A 15,794-nucleotide genomic window follows, 5' to 3' on the forward strand; every position below is an offset into this window, starting at 1 on the left:
TCGTTACTTACATTCATATAAAAATATTATACCTTGTTATGACGATTTGCTGGAACACAACGAGGGGGCTCATTATGGAAGTCGTTATTGGACTTATTGTCATTTTGCTGGTTTTATTTAGTGTCGGCTACGTTATCAGAAGGAACATATACAAAGAAGTTGACCGTTTAGAAGCATTGAAGATTGAGATTATGAACCGGTCAATTGTAGATGAGCTTTCAAAAGTCAAAGACTTGAAAATGACAGGACAAGCCGAAGAATTATTTGAACGGTGGAGGAAGGAATGGGATGAGATTATTACAGCCCAGCTTCCTGAAGTAGAGGAGCTTCTGTTTGATGCAGAGGACTATGCGGACAAATACCGTTTTACCAAATCCAAAAAGGTTTTGGAGCATATCGAAAAAACACTTAAGCTTGTTGATGAATCTATTGAAATCATTATATCGGAGATTAATGAGCTCATATCGAGTGAAGAAAAGAACAGCACAGAAATAGAGGACGTTAGGGCAAATGTGAAAAAAGCAAAAAAGACGCTTCTTGCACACAGCCATACGTTTGGAAAATCCCATGCAAAGCTTGATGCGATGCTTGGGGAGATAGTTGAAGCATTAAAACAATTTGAAACAGAAACCGAGGCAGGCAACTATTTGGCTGCAAGAGAGATTCTGCTCGTTCAAAAAGAAGAAATCCTGATTCTGCTGTCTAAAATCGATGACATACCAAAGCTTTTGGCAGAGTGCCACACGGTTATCCCGAATCAGCTTGCAGAGCTTTCGGAAGGCTATCAGGAAATGCTTGATAATGGCTTCCATTTGAAGCATATTCAGCTTGAAACAGAGCTTCACAAAATGACTAAACAGCTAGATTCACATATGGAGCTGCTTGCGGAAGCAAATACAGCTGAAGTAAAAGACAGCCTAGAAGAAATTCAGGAAGCAATTGACACATTCTATGATCTTTTGGAAAAAGAAGTACTGGCACATCATTATGTGCAATCTGCCACAAGCAAGATAGATCAGCAGCTTGCAGACCTTCTCGCTAAGCGAAAAGAAACACAGGAAGAAGCAGAACTTGTAAGACAGAGCTATCAAATTTCTGAAGCTGATTTAGATAAACAGAGGAAACTGGAAAAGCAAATTAACTCTCTTTATAAGCAATTCTCTCATATTCAAAACAACCTGCAGACAGAACAGCTTGCACATTCGATTTTAAAAGAAGAGCTTGAAGAACTTGAGAAGCATATAGCTTCTGTTAAAACCGAGCATCATGATTTCAGCGAATTGCTTCAGGCACTCCGCAAAGAAGAGCGTGAAGCAAGAAAAGCATTGTCTGATGCGAGAAAACAGCTGCACGACTCCAGCAGAAAAATCCAGAAAAGCAATGTGCCTGGACTGCCAGGAAGTCTTGCTCAGCTGCTTCAGGACGCCAGGCAATCGGTTTCTCAGGTGTCACGCAGGCTTGAAGAGATTCCATTGAATATGGTTGAAGTTAATGCACTGCTGGATGAGGCTGTTAAGAACATAGAGACGTTCTCCAAGCAGGCTGAGGAAATGATTGAACAAGTCTATTTAGCTGAAAAAGTAATTCAATATGGAAACAAATACAGAAGACGAAATGGAACGGTCGCTGATCAATTAAAAGAGGCGGAAGTGCATTTCCGAAAATATGAATACAGCCAGTCGCTGGAAAAAGCAGCAGCTGCTCTTGAACAAGTTGAGCCAGGCTCACTCTCGAAGCTTCAAATTATTTTGGATGAAGAGACTAAACCATCTTCATGAAAAAAACTCCCGTACCAAGAGGTACGGGAGTTTTTTTATCAATTTCTATCTTCTTCGCGGGCTTGCCATGGCAGCCCCGTTTTTCTGATTAGTCCTGACAATGGAGATGATATACCCGATTATTCCGCCAATGACAGCAGGAACTAAGAATCCAATGCCGTAGTCGAATAACGGAACAATGGATGTAAGCCACTCGTCAGCTTCGCCTGGGAGCAAGCCTCCAGCTTTTAATCCATCCGCGATGCTAATAACGGTCGTCAAGATTAAACTGCAAATGTATACTTCAGGTGCACCTTTAAAATAATGGTGAAGAAAAGATAGTACAATCAGAACGATTGCAAGCGGATATAAAGCAATTAAAACTGGGACAGAAAAGGCGATCAGCTTTGTTAATCCAGCGTTCGCGACAATTAAACTGAATAAACAAATAATAGTGATGATCAGTTTATACGAAATACTCGGAAAAACCTTTGAGAAATACTTGCCGCAGGCTGAAACCAGGCCAATGCTTGTTGTCAAACAAGCAAATGTAATAGCCGTGCTCAAAATCACATTTCCTAATGAACCAAATAGGATATTCACTGATTCCGATAAAACAGCTCCGCCATTATCGAGATAACCAATTTGAGTTACGCTTGTAGCTCCTAAGTACGCAAGGGAAATATAAACGGCTGCAAGGCCTGCAGCAGCGATTAACCCGCATCTGATGCAGATTTTTGCAATGGCAGAACGGTCTGTAATGCCTCTTTCTTTAACTGCATTGATTACAACGATGCTGAATACTAAAGCAGCAAGGGTATCCATTGTCAAATATCCTTCCAAAAAGCCTTTGAAAAAGGAACCCTCTGCATACTCTCCTTTTGGAGCCTGCAATTCTCCCATAGGTGTTACAAACATCTTAATCGAGATAAGCGCAAGTACAATCAGCAGGATTGGGGTTAAAAGCTTTCCAACTGTATCAACAATCTTCGTTGGATTAAGTGACAGCCAAAACGTAATGCCGAAAAAGATAATGGTGAATATAAACAAAGGCAAACTGCTGTCTGCAGCTGCAGCTGGCAAGAATGGCAATAAGCCAACTTCATATGTGACTGTGCCTGTTCTTGGAATGGCAAAGACAGGTCCTATGGCTAGATATAATATGAATGTAAATACTAATCCGAAAACTGGATGTACCCTGCCTGCAAGAGACTGGACATCACTGCCTGATACTCCTATTGCGACTACACCAAGGAGCGGAAGTCCGACACCTGTTATCAGGAATCCGATCATCGCCTCCCACATGTTTACACCAGCTTGCTGGCCTAATCCAGGCGGAAAGATTAAATTACCTGCTCCGAAAAATAAAGCGAAGAGCATAAGTCCTATAGTTAAAGTTTCTTTTAATGGCAATGATTTTGACATGAAAATCCTCCTGAAGACTGAGTGTTAGAAAATGTATCCGTTTTCATCCTACCACATTATCTAAAAAATTTGTCGAAAAATAAGATTAAATCAGTTTTTATTATATTCAAAAAATTTAATATGTCAAATAGTTAAATATTTATTTCTTATTTTCTGATTTTATGTTATTATGATGGTTTGTTTCGGACACATTACTCTTTTCTTTAACTATACAGATTCAAAACTCCCTTTTTTCAATGTATTGGAGGATCGAATATCTTGATTTATCTTGATAACAGTGCAACCACGAAACCATATGATGAAGTATTGCATGCTTTTGCACATGTTGCAACTCGTTTTTTTGCCAATCCATCCTCGCTGCACAGTCTGGGTGCGGAAGCAGAAAACCTTTTAGCGCAGGCAAGAAAACAAATGGCTGGCCTTTTAGGAGCAGATGAAAAAGAAATCATCTTCACATCAGGGGGAACTGAAGGAAATAATCTAGCCATTAAAGGCACTGCCTTTACCCTTAAAAAGAGAGGGAATCATATTATTACTACCCAAATTGAACATCCTTCTGTTATTGAAAGCTGCAGACAGCTTCAAGATCTTTTTGACTTTGACGTAACGTATCTGCCTGTAAATGAAGAAGGAATTGTTGAGGTTGAAGATATTAAAAAAAACATCAGAAAAGAAACCATTTTGGTATCCGTTATGCATGTGAATAATGAAACAGGATCGATTCAGCCCATAGAAAAAATCAGCAGTCTGCTTAAGGATTTTCCGGGAATTTATTTTCACGTTGACCATGTACAGGGGGCGGCTAAAGTTCCTCTTTCCCTTAATGGCATTGATTTATGTACACTATCAGGCCACAAATTCCATGCATTAAATGGCTGCGGAGTTTTATTTGCCCGAAAAGGAATCAAAATCGAGCCTCTTTTATCAGGGGGCGCACAGGAGATGCGGGCACGCTCAGGCACGGAGAGCGTCGCACTTGCGGTATCAATGGCAAAGGCGTTAAGATTATCCGCTGAAAAATACGAAGCCTGTAAAAATAATTTGCAGAAGATGAAAAGTATGCTGATCAGAGAACTGAATAAAATAGATGGTATTGTCGTAAATACACCTGAAATTATATCAGCACCACATATTATTAATTTTTCAGCACCCGGCATTCAGGCAGAAGTGCTATTACATATGCTTGAACAATCAGGAATCTTTGTTTCAACAACATCTGCCTGTTCGTCAAAAAGAAAAAAGAGCAGCAAGATACTGCTTGCTATGGGAAAAGGCGAAGCTGTGGCATCAAGCTCAATCCGCATAAGCCTTTCATATGAAAATACAATGGAAGAGCTGGAAGAATTTATGGCTGTATTAAAGAAATCTCTTGGAAAATTAACGAAATTAACGAGGTAGTAAGATGAATTATGATCATATTTTAATTCGATATGGAGAAATTTCTACAAAAGGAAAAAATCGAAAACGGTTTGTTGATCAGTTGAAAGAAAATATTAAACTGGTGCTGCATGAGTTTCCGGCCTTAGTCTACAGCAGCAACAGAGACCGTATGTATATAAGGCTTCAAGGAGAAAATCACGTACCTATTCTTGAAAAGCTGGAAAATGTCTTCGGCATCCATTCTTTTAGCTTAGCATTAAAAACAAAGAATGAGCTTGAGTCTATTAAAAGTGGAGCACTTGAGCTGATGTCTGGGCAATATAAACCGGGGGATACCTTTAAAATATCCGCCAAAAGAGCGGATAAAACGTTTCCTCTCCTTACAAATGAAATCAATCATGAAATCGGCAGCCACATTCTGCAAAATACGGCGGAGTTAACAGTAGATGTGCACAAACCTGACATTGATTTAAGAGTTGAAGTCCGTGAAGAAGCAGCCTATTTGACCTGTAAGGATTATCAGGGAGCTGGCGGTCTTCCTGCAGGGGCGAGCGGAAAAGCTGTCTTAATGCTCTCGGGCGGAATTGACAGCCCAGTAGCCGGCTTCTTTGCGATGAAGCGCGGCATCGAAGTGGAAGCCATTCACTTCTTCAGTCCGCCGTATACTAGTGAGCGCGCCAAGCAAAAAGTAATGGACCTGGCAAAAAAACTTACTTCTTTCAGCGGACAAATCAAGCTGCATATCGTACCGTTTACGGAAATACAGGAAACGATTCAAAAACAGGTGCCCGAAAGCTATAACATGACATCTACACGGAGAATGATGCTGAAAATAGCTGACAGAATCCGTGAGAAACAGGGCGGTTTGGCGATAATCACCGGAGAAAGCCTTGGACAAGTTGCGAGCCAGACACTTGAGAGCATGTTTGCTATCAATGATGTCACAAGCACTCCTATTATCCGTCCGCTGATCACTTATGATAAAACGGATATCATCTCTATAGCCAAGCAAATTGGAACCCATGATACCTCCATTTTGCCATACGAAGATTGCTGCACCATTTTTACACCAGCATCTCCAGCTACAAAACCAAAACTTGAAAAAGCGCAAAGGTTCGAAAGTTTTCTCGACTTTGAAATGCTGATTAATAGAGCCGTTGAAAATACGGAAGTAATCGCCATATCACCATCTGAAGATAAGAAGTTAAAAAGTTTATTTTAAACATTTGAATTGTGAACAATTACCAAAATTAGTTTGAATGAAGCCATGTGTTTTTACACAATCTATACTCACAAGGAGGTGAAAACACATGGCAAACAACAGCTCAAACCAATTAGTAGTACCAGGTGCACAACAAGCAATCGATCAAATGAAATACGAAATCGCTTCTGAGTTCGGAGTGAACTTAGGACCTGAAACAACTGCTCGTGCTAACGGTTCTGTAGGCGGTGAGATCACTAAACGTTTAGTATCTTACGCTCAACAAAACATGGGTGGATTTTCAAAATAACTTGAACTAAATAGATATGGCTACGAAGGGTGGGGACCATACCCCACTCTTTTCTATTCGGATTTTTTATGCTTGCGGAGCATTTTAAATAGAGGAGGGTTTATCAGGATGACAAAGAATAATCGTCCAAATACTGAATTTGAAGGCGGACAGGAACAGGATCAAAAACAGCAGAAGTCTAAAAAGCAAGGCAGAAAAAGAAGCAGTGAACCTAAAAATGCAGTAGAATCGAACGAGCAAAGCTGAGCGTTAGTGCGGATGATCATATCCGCGCTTTTTTTTATGGATAGAAACGAAGGAATAAACAGGTAAGATATTTCGCAATAATATTCAAAAATGTTAAAATATTATGTATAATTTACTATGAGATAACAAGGAGGGGTCACAATGCTGAGAGATGAGCTAATTGCGCCAGAAAACTATAACCTAGTAGAAGAAGTAGAAAAGCATGCAAAAGATGCAGACCGGATCGCATTGAAGTGGGAGAATGAAAAAGGTGATAAAGAAGAACTTACATACGGACAGCTTCTTGACAAAGCAAACAGAATTGGAAGCGCTTTATTAAGTAAAGGACTTACACAGGGAGATAAAATTCTTGTCATCATTCCGCGGTTTCCAGAAGCTTATGCAGTATACTTGGGAGCATTAAAAGCTGGCTTTGTTGTGATACCAAGCTCAGAGATGCTGCGCACAAAAGATCTTCAATATCGTGTGACCCACGGGGATGTGAAAGCAATCATCTCTTATACCGATTTCACAGGTGAGTGTAAAGAAATAAATGAATTTGATTCTCTTCACAAATTTTCAATCGGCGGAAACGCTGAAGGCTGGTATTCGCTTGAGGAGGAAGCTGCAAAGGAATCAGGTGAACTTAATCTTGCGGAAACTAAAAGAGACAGTCATGCCTTTTTATCCTATACATCAGGCACCACGGGCAACCCAAAAGGGGTCGTGCATACTCACGGCTGGGCTTTTGCTCATTTAAAAACAGCAGCTGCAAATTGGCTGAGCATTGAAGAGAATGATGTTGTCTGGGCAACAGCAGGACCGGGCTGGCAAAAATGGATCTGGAGTCCATTCCTCTCTGTCCTTGGGTCAGGTGCAACGGGACTTGTCTACAATGGGCGATTTGAGCCAAAGAAATATCTCCAGCTCCTTCAGGATTACAAAGTTAATGTCTTATGCTGCACACCGACTGAATATCGTCTGATGGCTAAGGTAGACAATTTAAAGGAGTATTCTCTTCCTGCCCTGCACAGCGCCGTTTCAGCTGGCGAACCTTTAAACAGGGAAGTTATTGATACATTCAGAAATTACTTTAATATCGAAGTTCGGGATGGATACGGACAGACTGAAAATACCCTTCTTGTCGGAGTGATGAAAGGCATGGAAGTCAAACCGGGTTCAATGGGCAAGCCTACACCAGGAAATAAAGTTGAAATCATTGATGATGAAGGTAATATCTGCAAAGCTGGAGAAGTAGGAGATATTGCAGTCCATGTTGATACACCTGCTTTATTTAAAGAATATTATAAAGACGCTGAGCGTACAGCTATGCAGTTCAGAGGCAGCTATTATATTACCGGGGACCGGGCAAGAAAAGATGAAGACGGGTATTTCTGGTTTGAGGGAAGACGGGATGATATCATCATCAGTTCAGGATATACAATTGGGCCTTTTGAGGTTGAAGATGCACTCGTTAAACATCCTTTTGTAAAAGAGTGCGCCGTCGTGGCAAGTCCGGATGAACTGCGCGGGAGCATCGTCAAAGCGTATGTCGTCTTGCAGGATGATGTGGATGAAAACTCACCAGAACTTATTCCTGTCTTGCAGGATCATGTGAAAGAGCTGACAGCTCCATATAAATACCCCCGGAAAATTGAATTTGTTGCTGAGCTGCCTAAAACAACGTCAGGCAAAATCAGAAGAATTGAATTAAGACAGCAGGAACTTGCAAAATCGTAACTGGCAAACGAACCAGGCGGATGACTCTGCCTGGTTTTTCCATGCGCCGAGTGATAACATGGACTAAAAAAAGATAGCTGGAGGAATGTCACCGTGGGCACGCTTTGGTTTGGCGGAACAATTTATACTTTAATAGAAGAAAACGATACGGTTGAAGCGGTCTATGTTGAAAATGGCCTTGTTGTGGATGCTGGCTCAGAAGAAAAGCTGCGGGCAGAATACCCTTGCACGAAAGAAGTTAATCTTGAAGGCGGTGTGATGATTCCGGGATTTACTGACAGTCATATGCATTTAATGGGTCATGGTGAAAAACTTCTCCGTTTAGACTTTACGGAGATGACCTCATCAGATCAGGTCATTCAAAGTCTTCGCGAGCGGGCAGAAGGGCTTGAGCCGGGAACGTGGATTGTTGGTGAAGGATGGAACGAAAATCAGTTTAAAGATAAGAAGATTATTCATCGCAGTGAACTTGATGAAGTGACTGCCGTTCACCCTGTGATGCTGAAACGAATTTGCCATCATGCGGTCATAGCGAATACAAAAGCAATGGAACTTGCAGGAATAACTGCTGCTACTCCTGACCCTGAAGGCGGAGTTATTGTAAAAGATCATGAAGGCAATCCGACTGGATACTTGCTTGATCAGGCACAGGAACTCGTCTATCAGGCGCAGCCTCAAGTCTCTGAAGCATACTTAAGAAAAGCATTGATGAAATCGATAGAGGATTGTCACGAAAAAGGTCTTGTAGGCGGACATACTGAAGATTTGGCCTATTATGGCAGCCTTGAAAATACTTTGCAGGCTTATGATGAAGTGATTAATCATGAGAAAATGAAATTCAGAGCTCATTTGCTTGTCCATCATTTAGTGACAGATGAATTTCAGCGAAAAGAACGGGATTTAGGCCCATTTATTGAATTCGGGGCAATGAAGCTCTTTGCGGATGGGGCGCTTGGCGGCAGAACAGCTCTATTAAGCGGTCCTTACCAGGATGATCGTGAAACCAACGGAGTAAGTATTCATTCAGATGAAAATTTGAACAATCTGATTCAAACAGCAAGAAACTACGGGATGGAAGTTGCCATCCATACAATTGGTGATTTAGCATTTGAAAAAGCGCTTGATGCGATTGAAGCACATCCGCCTGTGAAACAGAATCAGCACGACCGGCTTATTCATGCACAAATCTTAAGAAGAGATTTAATCGAAAGAGCTAAAAAACTGCCGATCATATTGGATATTCAGCCTCGATTTGTCTCCAGTGACTTTCCATGGGTAATTGACAGAATTGGCAAAGATAAAATGGAGGCTTGTTATGCTTGGAAAACGCTGATATCAGAGGGTTTGAATTGTGCAGGAGGATCAGATGCCCCTATTGAGCCAATCGATCCGCTCCAAGGTATTTTTTCGGCAGTGAAAAGAGAAAGCATATACGACCATCAAGTATATATGCCCAAAGAGAGACTTTCTGTCTATGAAGCTGTGGAATTATACACAAAAGGCAGCGCGTATGCGGTCCATCACGAACATGACCGAGGATGCATAGCAAAGGGATATTCAGCTGATTTCACCGTGCTGAGCGTGGATATTTTTAAAGACGATGCCCTGCTTGAAACAAAAGTGGTAATGACAGTGGTAGATAATACAATTGTCTATAAAAGAGAAAGACATGCAGAATGAGCTGCATGTCTTTCTCTTTTAGTGCTCTGCCCCCGCTCCGCTTTTTTATTTATAAAAACGTGCGTTTTACTTTTTCCCAGAACGAATTGTCTTTTAGTTTTACCGTCTTGATAATAGATTGGCTTAGTGAAAGTTCTATTTTTTCGACGTGGCGGATGCTGAGTGCGTCGTTATCCATGCCGATCACGGGATGATCATTTCCATCCTGGACAATTTTAAGGGTTAATTTTCTGTCTCCGCTTAAGATGAATGGAGATCCAAGTGTACGGTATTTATTATTATTAAGTGACGCAAGCTCGCTTACTTGAAGACACGGAAGAAGCGGATCGACAACAGCACCCTGTACGGATTTATTGTAGGCAGTGCTTCCTGTCGGAGTAGAAATAATCATGCCGTCTCCTCTGAATGTTTCAAAATGCAGGTCGTCAATAAATACATCGATAACAAATGTTTTAATAATGCCGGAGCGAATGGAACATTCATTCAGGCACTGAAACGTCGTGTGGCCGTCGATTGTAACATCGAGAATCGGATAGCGTCTTACTTCAATTTGTGCTTCTTTCATTGCTTCAATGATTTTTTCTGTTTCTTCAATTTTAAAGTCGCAATACAGGCTGACCGTTCCTTTAACGGAAATACCTACATACAGACAGTCATTTCTGAACTTCGTTTTTCTGACGGCCTGAAGGAACGTGCCGTCTCCGCCTATGCTTACAATAATATTTGCCTGCTGTGAATCAGGAACAACTTTAAATCCCTGTTCTTCAGCCAGAGAGGTAAGCCCTTTCACTTTTTGTACTAGTTCATCCTCTTTTTTGTAATAAAAATAAACGTTGCGGCGATTATCCGTCATGATAGTCCTCCTTAATGTTGGAAAAGTTACACAATCTTAGCAAATGGTGTTACAATACTTTATGGTGTTTAGTTTACCATTTTCAGCATAAAGATTAAAAGAATTGCACGTTTTTAATGCCTTTTTTATGAAGTTTGTCTTTTTTATAAGCTATTTTCATACATATTGTTGCCAATGTCTTAAATGTTAAATGCCTTTAGTGGATTGCAGCGGATAAACTTGACTCATGCGGGAAATAGAGCAAAGTTGGAGACCCCACAGGCAAAGCTTGGGAGACTCCCAGGCGGACCGCGGAAAGCAACGGACAACATTTATAATTGAAAACAACACTCTATGCGAAAACTGCCATTAATAAAGAGAACCTGCTTCATACATAATTAAATAAGGGAATAGATTTTTTATTACGTCCCGCAAAAATCAGGGAGGAATCATCATGAATGGAAAACGATGGGGGGCACTTGTCATTGCCGCTGTCCTGTTTGGTATTTCAGTAGTCGTCAGTTTAACCAATATGGCTTTGGCAAACAGCAATGCTTTTACAAATGCCCTCACTGCCGATGAAGAATTTACAGAAACGGTTTTGGAACCTGGAAATGAATCTAAAAAAATTGTTGTGCTTGAAGTAAATGGAGTTATTCAGGATACAGGGGAAAATGTTACCTCCTTTTTTGAAACAGCAGGCTATCAGCATCAGCAATTTTTAGATATGATTGATGCTGCTGCGAAAGATAAAAGTGTCCGCGGCATAATGCTGAAAGTGAATTCTCCGGGCGGGGGAGTCGTTGAAAGTGCGGAAATACATAAGCATTTAATTGAAGCAAAAGAAAAACATAAGAAAAAAATCTATGTTTCTATGGGCACAACCGCTGCCTCCGGAGGATATTATATCTCAGCTCCAGCTGATAAGATCTATGCGGCTCCCGATACTTTGACTGGATCATTAGGTGTTATTATGCAGGGGATTAACTACAGCGGTCTTGCAGAGAAGTACGGCGTGAAATTTGAAACAGTTAAAAGCGGAGAATTTAAAGACATCATGTCTCCTGCGCGCGAAATGACGCCTGAAGACAGAGAAATTCTGCAGACTATGGTTAATAATGCATATCAGGGCTTTGTTGATGTGATTGCAGATGGACGAGGATTGTCTGACGGTGAAGTCCGGAAACTTGCTGATGGCCGGATTTATGATGGCCGCCAGGCAAAGGATTTAAACTTAATTGATGAACTGGGCTACTCAGATGATGCTTTAAAAGGAATGAAAAAAGATTTGAAAATAGAAGGTGCTCACGTTGTTGAATATGAAACAAGTGCAGGGCTCGATTCGCTGCTTGCTCTCGGTGCCAATAAAGTGTTCAGCGAAGAGTTTGAGCTGATGGGATTATACCGCTTTTTCTCACAATCGAATTCACCCCGTATGATGTACTTGTATTCAGAATAAGAGGAGGTTTTGCAAATGGATGCTACGTATGAAGATGGACATAACCACGAGCAGCCTCTTCAGAGAATAGAAGAAAGCCAACAAGTAATGAATGTTCATTACGCAGGCTTCTGGCTCCGGTTTTGGGCTTATTTAATTGATTTAATTGTGATTGGAAGCGTAAATCGCATCGTCTTTCATCCTATATTCACATGGCTTGAGATTCCGACATCAGACAATTTCATTTTCTCCCCTATCCAAATTTGTACAGCAGTCTCTTTCTATCTGTACTTCGTCTTCATGACGAAGTACCTGGGGCAGACATTGGGAAAAATGGTATTCGGGCTTAAGGTCATATCCCTTAAGAACGAAAAGCTGTCGTGGAGCACTGTGTTATTCAGAGAGCTGATTGGACGTTTCATTTCTAAATTCACTTGGATTGGCTATGCTGTTACTGCTTTTACGCCTAAAAAGCAAGGAGTCCATGACCTCTTTGCAGATACATCTGTCATAACGGAATATTTGAAAAAAAATGAACCTGCTGCCGAATAATGGCCGCAGGTTTATTTTTTTTTTTGAGGGTGATAATGAAAGATTGAAAGGTTGTGAAGAAAGGTGTTATGGATCTGGATTAGTGCATGTGCCCTTTTTTTGTTCTTTCTTTTCCTTATTTTCATGAAAATAACGGTGATTTTTGATTTGAAACATATCGGAGACGATGATGAAATAAAAATCAAGCTGAAAGCTGTGTTCGGGCTGCTGAAGTATACCATCAAGATCCCTCTCGTAAAAGTAGATCCGAATGGGCCGAATCTTATTTTAAAAGAAGAGAAAAAAATGGGTGAGACAAGTAAGCCTGAAGAAAAAAATGAAAAAATTTCACCTGATGATTTTTTAACCAGTATAAAAGATGTCAAAGAGCTGACGGAGCATATTGTTCATTTACACGCCATCATTCGAAAATTTTTAAAAAAAGTGCAAGTTGTTAAATTTGAATGGCGTTCTCAAATCGGAACAGGAGATGCTGCAGCAACAGGCATGCTTATTGGTCCGGGCTGGACAATAAAAGGTGCCGCGATAGCGATTATAAGCACCTACATGAAGCTTAAAATCCGGCCAATCTTATCAATAGAGCCGAATTTTTATCAAAAGAGTTCTAAAACAATCCTTACATGTATGCTTCACTTTCGAACAGGGCATGCTATTGTAGCGGGATTACGCTTGCTCAAATATTGGAGAGGCGGACGTCCAACCTTTATTAATCAGCAACTTTCTTTTCTTTCTAAAGAAGAGAAAAATAAACCAGCATAGAGGAGGCTACGTGTCATGAGTGATCATCCGATTCAAGGACTTATGAAAACAGCTATGGAAAACCTGAAACAAATGATTGATGTAAACACAATCATTGGTGATCCTGTAGAAACACCAGATGGCAGCGTCATTTTAACAGTTTCAAAAGTTGGTTTTGGATTTGCAGCTGGCGGAAGTGAATTTAATGCCTCAGGCCATGAGGAAAAAACTCATACCGGAACAGGTGCAGGAGGATCATCGGGAGGCCAGAAGCTGCCTTTTGGCGGCGGAAGCGGCGGCGGTGTCTCCATTACTCCAATCGCTTTTTTAATTGTCGGAACAAATGGCATCAAAATGCTGCATTTAGATGAAAGCACGCATTTATATGAAAAGATTCTTGATACTGCTCCCCAGGCGGTAGAAAAAATTCAGGGGATTTTCAAGAAAAATCGGAGTAACAGCAATCATCAGCAGCAAAATCATCAGCAAAAAGAAGATTTTGATATTTAATAACAGGCGCCTGTCATTCATTGACTGGCGTTTTTAATAGGCAATCAATTCTGGAACATTTATTTCCCTGATAATAATTTAAATATTTTGTAAATGAACAGGCGTAAACATTGCAAACGCGGTCGAATCAAGCTATATTTACACTGTACATACTTATTAGGGAGGAGTTTTTTTTATGGCATCTATTACATTTAAACAAAATCCGGTTACTCTTATCGGCAACGAGGTAAAAGTTGGAGATGCGGCACCGGATTTCACAGTGCTTGCAAATGATATGTCTGAAGTTTCATTATCTGACTCTAAAGGACAGGTCCGAATCCTATCTGTCGTTCCTTCTATTGATACAGGGGTATGCGATGCGCAAACACGCCGTTTCAATGAAGAAGCAGCTAAATTGGATAACTTAAAAGTATTAACTGTCAGTGCAGACCTTCCTTTTGCACAAAAGCGCTGGTGTGCAGCTAACGGCATTGAAAATGTCCAAACCGTTTCTGATCACCGTGATTTATCTTTTGGAGAAGCGTACGGTGTGCATATCCAGGAATTAAGATTATTGGCTCGTGCTGTATTTGTAGTTGACAGCAATGACAAAGTGACATACGTGGAATACGTAAGTGAAGCAACAGATCACCCGAATTACGATGCTGCAATTGAGGCTGCTAAAGCAGCAAATTGATGATTGCCAAAAAGAACCTCATGGCCCCAGGGCTGTGAGGTTCTTTTTTTCGAGAAGAACGGATTTGTGACCGGAACCGGACTCTTTGATTCCACTTCTCATTATATCGAACGATTTGGGTCCTCACATGAACCCTTAGTTTTCATTTTGTTTGCGAAATAAACAGGACTCGGGGTTTGTGTCTTGAAATATATACTGCTGATCAGTAGAATGAGGAATACGAACATTGAAGGAGGAAACGACCATGCAAGCCGTTTCGAAAGTAGAGAAGCTGTTTAGTTTGATGAACGAATCAGCTGAATTGATTTCAAAAGAATTAAATTGTACATATATAGAGGCAGTCGCTGAAACTGGAGAAAATTTATTTCAAGGTGAAGTTCTTCAAGAGGATATGAGCGAAATCGCCAAAAAGAATCTTGCAAAAAAATATGAACAATCTAATATTCGTTCATATGAAAAAGAAGAAATCCGCAAAGCCTTCCAGCTCGTTATCTTAAAAGGGCTTAAAGAAGGCGCCCATGCAAATCATCAAATGACACCTGATACAGTGGGCTTGTTCACTGGATATCTTGTGAATAAATTCGCTTCAAATCAAAAGGAAATCTCCATTCTTGATCCTGCAGTAGGGACAGGGAATTTATTAACTGCCGTTTTAAATCATTTGAAACAAGAGCATACCGAAAGCTTCGGTGTGGAAGTGGATGATCTTCTTATTAAGCTTGCTTTTTTAAATGCAAACCTGGGAGAGCACTCCGTTCAGTTTTACAATCAGGATTCACTCGAACCCCTGTACATTGATCCAGTCGATTATGTCATTTGTGATTTGCCGATCGGCTATTATCCAAATGATGTTGGAGCAGACAAATTCAAACTTAAGGCAGACAGCGGACATTCATACTCCCACCATCTCTTTATTGAGCAGAGCATTAATTACACAAAAGCAGGCGGCTATCTTTTCTTTATTGTCCCAAATCATTTATTTGAATCAAAAGAAGCTCCAAAGCTGAAGGAATACTTGAAAGAACAGGTCATTGTCCAAGGACTTCTGCAGCTGCCGGAATCTCTGTTTAAAGACAAACAGCATGCTAAAAGCATTTTTATTCTGCAGAAAAAGGGAGAAGGCGCCGCAGCTCCTAAACAGGCAATGCTTGCCGAACTTCCAAAGTTCTCAGATAAAGCAGGCATGCAGTCGATAATGAAACAGCTGGACAGCTGGTTTACAGAGAATAAAAAGTAAAATTCATAAAGGAAAGGCCGATGGCGGTCTTTCCTTTTTCCTGCTGAAAAATCAGAATTAAATGAATATACCCTGTAAACGATTGCATGCCGC

General features: G+C 40.7%; 15 protein-coding genes. 13 read left to right on the top strand and 2 right to left on the bottom strand.

Features of this window, described 5'->3' with window-relative positions; genetic code table 11:
• Window positions 1-74 precede the first annotated feature (74 nt).
• On the top strand, window positions 75-1,778 hold the full coding sequence (gene ezrA, locus ABEQ24_RS04090) for a septation ring formation regulator EzrA (RefSeq protein ID WP_430005581.1): 1,704 nt from the start codon (window positions 75-77) through the stop codon (window positions 1,776-1,778).
• A gap of 45 nt (window positions 1,779-1,823) precedes the next feature.
• Here ezrA and brnQ read toward each other — a convergent pair whose 3' ends face one another.
• Window positions 1,824-3,182 carry a branched-chain amino acid transport system II carrier protein gene (brnQ, locus tag ABEQ24_RS04095; RefSeq protein ID WP_430005582.1) on the bottom strand — a complete coding sequence of 453 codons (1,359 nt, stop codon included), beginning with the start codon at window positions 3,180-3,182 and terminating at the stop codon, window positions 1,824-1,826.
• 258 nt (window positions 3,183-3,440) lie between these two features.
• On the opposite strand from brnQ, the gene ABEQ24_RS04100 reads away from it, so the two are divergent.
• The 6 genes from ABEQ24_RS04100 (at window position 3,441) to ABEQ24_RS04125 (ending at window position 9,718) form a co-directional block, all read left to right on the top strand.
• Complete coding sequence (locus ABEQ24_RS04100; RefSeq protein WP_430005583.1) at window positions 3,441-4,580, top strand: cysteine desulfurase family protein; 1,140 nt, start codon at window positions 3,441-3,443, stop codon at window positions 4,578-4,580.
• Window positions 4,581-4,584: 4 nt separating this feature from the next.
• The gene (thiI, locus tag ABEQ24_RS04105; RefSeq protein WP_430005584.1) at window positions 4,585-5,784 is read left to right on the top strand and encodes a tRNA uracil 4-sulfurtransferase ThiI; all 1,200 of its coding nucleotides are present in this window, start codon (window positions 4,585-4,587) and stop codon (window positions 5,782-5,784) included.
• An 88-nt stretch (window positions 5,785-5,872) separates the two neighbouring features.
• Window positions 5,873-6,073, top strand: a complete 201-nt coding sequence (locus ABEQ24_RS04110) for an alpha/beta-type small acid-soluble spore protein (RefSeq protein ID WP_029279082.1) — start codon at window positions 5,873-5,875, stop codon at window positions 6,071-6,073.
• Between the two features lie 108 nt (window positions 6,074-6,181).
• Window positions 6,182-6,319 (top strand): hypothetical protein, encoded by a 138-nt coding sequence (locus tag ABEQ24_RS04115; protein ID WP_421174758.1) that lies wholly within the window; start codon window positions 6,182-6,184, stop codon window positions 6,317-6,319.
• A gap of 141 nt (window positions 6,320-6,460) precedes the next feature.
• Window positions 6,461-8,038 carry an acyl-CoA synthetase MbcS gene (mbcS, locus tag ABEQ24_RS04120; RefSeq protein ID WP_430005585.1) on the top strand — a complete coding sequence of 526 codons (1,578 nt, stop codon included), beginning with the start codon at window positions 6,461-6,463 and terminating at the stop codon, window positions 8,036-8,038.
• 93 nt (window positions 8,039-8,131) lie between these two features.
• A complete protein-coding gene (locus ABEQ24_RS04125) occupies window positions 8,132-9,718 on the top strand; it encodes an amidohydrolase (protein WP_430005586.1) in 1,587 nt (528 codons plus the stop codon).
• Window positions 9,719-9,767: 49 nt separating this feature from the next.
• Here ABEQ24_RS04125 and ABEQ24_RS04130 read toward each other — a convergent pair whose 3' ends face one another.
• Entirely contained in the window at window positions 9,768-10,571 is an 804-nt protein-coding gene (locus ABEQ24_RS04130; RefSeq protein WP_430005587.1) for an NAD kinase, read from the bottom strand.
• Between the two features lie 433 nt (window positions 10,572-11,004).
• On the opposite strand from ABEQ24_RS04130, the gene sppA reads away from it, so the two are divergent.
• The 6 genes from sppA to ABEQ24_RS04160 all read left to right on the top strand — a co-directional run bounded on the left by sppA (window position 11,005) and on the right by ABEQ24_RS04160 (window position 15,701).
• Window positions 11,005-12,009, top strand: a complete 1,005-nt coding sequence (gene sppA / locus ABEQ24_RS04135; protein ID WP_430005588.1) for a signal peptide peptidase SppA — start codon at window positions 11,005-11,007, stop codon at window positions 12,007-12,009.
• A 15-nt stretch (window positions 12,010-12,024) separates the two neighbouring features.
• Window positions 12,025-12,540 carry an RDD family protein gene (locus ABEQ24_RS04140; RefSeq protein WP_430005589.1) on the top strand — a complete coding sequence of 172 codons (516 nt, stop codon included), beginning with the start codon at window positions 12,025-12,027 and terminating at the stop codon, window positions 12,538-12,540.
• Window positions 12,541-12,687: 147 nt separating this feature from the next.
• Complete coding sequence (locus ABEQ24_RS04145; protein ID WP_430005590.1) at window positions 12,688-13,299, top strand: DUF2953 domain-containing protein; 612 nt, start codon at window positions 12,688-12,690, stop codon at window positions 13,297-13,299.
• A gap of 15 nt (window positions 13,300-13,314) precedes the next feature.
• Complete coding sequence (ytfJ, locus tag ABEQ24_RS04150; RefSeq protein ID WP_430005591.1) at window positions 13,315-13,788, top strand: GerW family sporulation protein; 474 nt, start codon at window positions 13,315-13,317, stop codon at window positions 13,786-13,788.
• A gap of 175 nt (window positions 13,789-13,963) precedes the next feature.
• Window positions 13,964-14,464 (top strand): thiol peroxidase, encoded by a 501-nt coding sequence (gene tpx, locus ABEQ24_RS04155; RefSeq protein WP_430005592.1) that lies wholly within the window; start codon window positions 13,964-13,966, stop codon window positions 14,462-14,464.
• A gap of 244 nt (window positions 14,465-14,708) precedes the next feature.
• On the top strand, window positions 14,709-15,701 hold the full coding sequence (locus tag ABEQ24_RS04160; RefSeq protein ID WP_430005593.1) for a class I SAM-dependent methyltransferase: 993 nt from the start codon (window positions 14,709-14,711) through the stop codon (window positions 15,699-15,701).
• Window positions 15,702-15,794 lie beyond the last annotated feature (93 nt).

The organism is Metabacillus idriensis (assembly GCF_050483325.1).
In the GTDB taxonomy this organism is placed as follows: Bacteria; Bacillota; Bacilli; order Bacillales; family Bacillaceae; genus Bacillus_P; species Bacillus_P idriensis_A.

Bases quoted from the DNA above. Each gene is read 5' to 3' on its own strand.
- ABEQ24_RS04160 (WP_430005593.1), top strand. From the start codon at position 14,709: ATGCAAGCCGTTTCGAAAGTAGAGAAGCTGTTTAGTTTGATGAACGAA.
- ytfJ (WP_430005591.1), top strand. From the start codon at position 13,315: ATGAGTGATCATCCGATTCAAGGACTTATGAAAACAGCTATGGAAAAC.
- sppA (WP_430005588.1), top strand. From the start codon at position 11,005: ATGAATGGAAAACGATGGGGGGCACTTGTCATTGCCGCTGTCCTGTTT.
- ABEQ24_RS04110 (WP_029279082.1), top strand. From the start codon at position 5,873: ATGGCAAACAACAGCTCAAACCAATTAGTAGTACCAGGTGCACAACAA.
- ABEQ24_RS04115 (WP_421174758.1), top strand. From the start codon at position 6,182: ATGACAAAGAATAATCGTCCAAATACTGAATTTGAAGGCGGACAGGAA.
- mbcS (WP_430005585.1), top strand. From the start codon at position 6,461: ATGCTGAGAGATGAGCTAATTGCGCCAGAAAACTATAACCTAGTAGAA.
- ABEQ24_RS04130 (WP_430005587.1), bottom strand. From the start codon at position 10,571: ATGACGGATAATCGCCGCAACGTTTATTTTTATTACAAAAAAGAGGAT.
- ezrA (WP_430005581.1), top strand. From the start codon at position 75: ATGGAAGTCGTTATTGGACTTATTGTCATTTTGCTGGTTTTATTTAGT.
- thiI (WP_430005584.1), top strand. From the start codon at position 4,585: ATGAATTATGATCATATTTTAATTCGATATGGAGAAATTTCTACAAAA.
- ABEQ24_RS04140 (WP_430005589.1), top strand. From the start codon at position 12,025: ATGGATGCTACGTATGAAGATGGACATAACCACGAGCAGCCTCTTCAG.
- tpx (WP_430005592.1), top strand. From the start codon at position 13,964: ATGGCATCTATTACATTTAAACAAAATCCGGTTACTCTTATCGGCAAC.
- brnQ (WP_430005582.1), bottom strand. From the start codon at position 3,182: ATGTCAAAATCATTGCCATTAAAAGAAACTTTAACTATAGGACTTATG.